Source organism: Aeromicrobium sp. Leaf272 (assembly GCF_001422865.1).
Classification (GTDB): domain Bacteria; phylum Actinomycetota; class Actinomycetes; order Propionibacteriales; family Nocardioidaceae; genus Aeromicrobium.
On sequence record NZ_LMMY01000009.1, the window covers coordinates 86,641 to 89,929 of the forward strand.

The following is a 3,289-nucleotide window of genomic DNA, read 5'->3' on the forward strand; positions in this document are numbered from 1 at the left end:
CGGCGGGTGGCGGTCACGATGGTGCTCCTTGGTTCGTCCGGGTGGACCTCCATCCTCGGGGTGGGGGCCAGGTACCGTGAGTGGCCCGAACGCCACCTATCGATGCTTCCAGGACAATCATGCGGATCGCGGTCCACGCCTTCGACGGCATCAGCCTGTTCCACCTTTCCGTGCCGACGACCGTCTTCGCCGAGGTCGCGCGGCTCGGCCTCGACTCCTCCTGGCGCACCACGGTCTGGAGCAGCGAGGCCCGCGTGATGACGGCGGAGGGAGTCTCCCTCGGCGACCTGGCCGGTCCCGACGCGACGACGGACGCCGACCTGCTCGTCTTCCCCTCGTGGCACGCCGACCTGCGCCCGGCCGACGACACCGTGGCCACGGTGATCCGGGAGGCGGCCTGGCGGAGTGCTCGCCTGGTGGGGCTGTGCCTGGGTGCGTTCCCCCTGGCCGGAGCGGGGGTGCTCGACGGACGGTCCTCGGTCACCCACTGGGGCGCCGCCGAGGACCTGGCGGCGCGGTACCCCGACGTCGACGTCGACGCCGACGCGATCTACGTCGACCACGGCGACGTGCTCACCTCGGCCGGGACGGCCTCGGCCATCGACGCCTGCCTGCACGTCGTCCGACGCGAGCTCGGCTCCGAGGCGGCGACGACCCTCGCCCGGCACCTCGTCGTCGCACCCCACCGCGAGGGCGGGCAGGCGCAGTACATCGCTCGCCCCATGCCCGAGCCCGACGGCGTCGGACAGCTCGGTGACACCATCGCGTGGACCATCGAGCACCTGGACCAGCGGATGTCCGTCGAGGCGATGGCCGACCACGCACGGATGAGCACCCGCAACTTCACCCGTCGCTTCACCGAGGCCACCGGCGCGAGCCCCGCGCGGTGGCTGTCCGGACGCCGCCTCGACGAGTCGCGCCGACTCCTGGAGCGGACCGACCTGCCGGTCGCGTCGGTCGCGCGGCGGTGCGGCTTCGGCAGCGTCGTCACGTTCCGCCAGCGCTTCACCGACGCCTACGGCACCACGCCGACCTCGTACCGTCGGCGCTTCGCTGCGCTTCCCCATCACTGAGCCGCCCGCAGCGGGTGGAGCTCGATCATGAAGAACGGGCCCCGCCGGGCTCTCGCCCGACGAGGCCCGTCGGTTCCAGCGACTCTCTCACGCTGTGGCAGGTGCAGGATTCGAACCTGCGAAGGCAATGCCGGCTGATTTACAGTCAGCTCCCTTTGGCCGCTCGGGCAACCTGCCAGGGATGCTGCCCGCCGAGACGGGCAACGACGAGAAACCATACCGCAGAGGGGCCTGCGCGGCCCAACCGCATCCATGCCGTCCACGGGGTTGACAACCTACAACCATCTAGTTGTAGGTTGTGGTCATGAGTGATCGCCAGGACGACGACCGGGCCGATGCCCTGTTCGGCGCCCTGGCCGACCGGACCCGGCGCGACATCCTGCGCCGCGTGCTGGCCGGGGAGCACTCCGTGAGCCGGCTCGCCGAGCACTACCCGATGAGCTTCGCCGCCGTGCAGAAGCACGTCGCGGTGCTCGAACGGGCCGGTCTGGTCACCAAGCGTCGGGTCGGCCGCGAGGCCCTCGCGAGCGGGGACGTCGAGGCCGTGCGGTCCGTCGCCTCGATGCTCGGCGAGATCGAGGCCGTGTGGCGCGGACGCGTCGCCCGGATCGACGACCTCCTCGCCCGACCCACCGCACCATCCGCCACACCGTCCGAGCAGCACGACACCACCACCCACACCACCCAGGAGAAGTGACATGCCCGTCATCGACGTCCAGAAGGACCTGGACCAGCGCACCATCACCATCACCGCCGAGTTCGCCGCTCCCGTCGAGCGCGTGTTCGGCATCTACGCCGACCCCCGCCAGCTGGAGAAGATCTGGGGACCGCCGACCCACCCCGCGACGTTCGTCGACCACGACCTGACGCCCGGCAGCCGCATCACCTACTACATGACCGGCCCGGAGGGCGAGAAGTACGGCGGCTACTGGGACGTGGTCTCCGTCGACGCCCCGCACGGCTTCGAGGTGCGGGACGGCTTCGCCGACGCGGACCTGAACCCCGTCGAGAGCATGCCGTCCTCGACCAACAGCTTCCGCTTCGAGCCGATCGACGGCGGCACCCGCGCCACCTACGTCTCCACCTACCCGACCGCCGAGGCCCTGCAGCAGGTGCTCGACATGGGGGTCGAGGAGGGCGCGCGCGCCGCCATGGGGCAGATCGACGACTTCCTGGCGGCCTGACCCGGCAGGGGTGCCGGGCCCTGGGCGGCAGACGGCCCGGCAGGGGTGCCGGGGCTGCGTCACGGCCTGGGGCGACGGACGGCACGGCGGGCACTCGAGGCGAGCGCCTAGTCTGAGGGGCGGGACCTGCGGGTCCCGTCCCTTCGCCGTCCCAGCCAGCACAGGAGAGAGAACCGTGGCCGACTCCTCGTTCGACATCGTCAGCAAGCTCGACCGTCAGGAGGCCGACAACGCCCTCAACCAGGCGATGAAGGAGATCTCCACCCGGTACGACTTCAAGAACACCGGCGCACTGCTGGAGTGGAAGGGCGAGGAGGGCATCGAGATCACCGCGAACGCCGACGAGCGCGCTCTCGCCGTGCTCGACGTCTTCAAGGAGAAGCTCGTCAAGCGCGGCATCAGCCTCAAGGCGCTCGAGACCGGTGATCCGCGCCAGAGCGGCAAGGACGTCAAGATCAACGGCACCTTCAGCCAGGGCATCAGCACCGAGCAGGCCAAGAAGGTCTCCAAGCTCATCCGCGACGAGGGGCCCAAGGGCGTGAAGGTCCAGATCCAGGGCGACGAGCTGCGCGTCACCAGCAAGAAGCGCGACGACCTGCAAGAGGTCATCGCGCTGCTGAAGGGTGCCGACCTCGACTTCGCGGTGCAGTTCGTCAACTACCGCTGACGGACGCACCACCCGGTCGAGGTCGGCCGCACCCCTTCGGCGTCAGCGGTCGACGCGGACCACCGACAGGTCCTCGGCGATCTCGACGCTGACGTCGTCGTCGTTGCCGAGGTCGACCTCGACCTCGTAGGCGTGGTCGCGGTCGTCGCTGCGCTCGACGTCGGTCACGCGACCCTGGCCGACCTCGTCGAGGGCGACCTTCTCGAGCTGGCCGCGCAGGTCGGCGTCGGTCACGTCGTCACCGTCACCGCCGTTCGTGGACCCGGCCGACGGGCTCTCCGACGTCGGCGCACTCTCGGTGGACTGCGCGGACGAGGTGGCGGCGGGGACGACGTCGTCATCGGCGTCGTCGGAGCCGCAGGCGG

General features: G+C 70.5%; 5 protein-coding genes and 1 tRNA gene. 4 read left to right on the top strand and 2 right to left on the bottom strand.

The features are described from left to right. The first annotated feature begins 119 nt into the window (after nucleotides 1–119). Nucleotides 120–1,073: a GlxA family transcriptional regulator gene (locus ASF38_RS01935; protein WP_056555941.1), complete on the top strand. Its 954-nt coding sequence runs from the start codon at nucleotides 120–122 to the stop codon at nucleotides 1,071–1,073. 95 nt (nucleotides 1,074–1,168) lie between these two features. Here the strand turns inward: ASF38_RS01935 and ASF38_RS01940 are convergent. After that, nucleotides 1,169–1,250 (bottom strand) — tRNA-Tyr (locus ASF38_RS01940). 127 nt (nucleotides 1,251–1,377) lie between these two features. Between ASF38_RS01940 and ASF38_RS01945 the strand changes: the two genes are divergently transcribed. The 3 genes from ASF38_RS01945 (at nucleotide 1,378) to ASF38_RS01955 (ending at nucleotide 2,924) form a co-directional block, all read left to right on the top strand. Beyond that, the gene (locus ASF38_RS01945) at nucleotides 1,378–1,770 is read left to right on the top strand and encodes a helix-turn-helix transcriptional regulator (RefSeq protein ID WP_056574117.1); all 393 of its coding nucleotides are present in this window, start codon (nucleotides 1,378–1,380) and stop codon (nucleotides 1,768–1,770) included. Nucleotide 1,771: 1 nt separating this feature from the next. Then, complete coding sequence (locus ASF38_RS01950; RefSeq protein WP_056573292.1) at nucleotides 1,772–2,257, top strand: SRPBCC domain-containing protein; 486 nt, start codon at nucleotides 1,772–1,774, stop codon at nucleotides 2,255–2,257. A gap of 175 nt (nucleotides 2,258–2,432) precedes the next feature. Then, a complete protein-coding gene (locus tag ASF38_RS01955) occupies nucleotides 2,433–2,924 on the top strand; it encodes a YajQ family cyclic di-GMP-binding protein (protein ID WP_055964084.1) in 492 nt (163 codons plus the stop codon). Between the two features lie 42 nt (nucleotides 2,925–2,966). Here ASF38_RS01955 and ASF38_RS17770 read toward each other — a convergent pair. After that, a partial coding sequence (locus ASF38_RS17770; RefSeq protein ID WP_200914370.1) for a hypothetical protein occupies nucleotides 2,967–3,289 on the bottom strand: 323 nt, incomplete at its 5' end.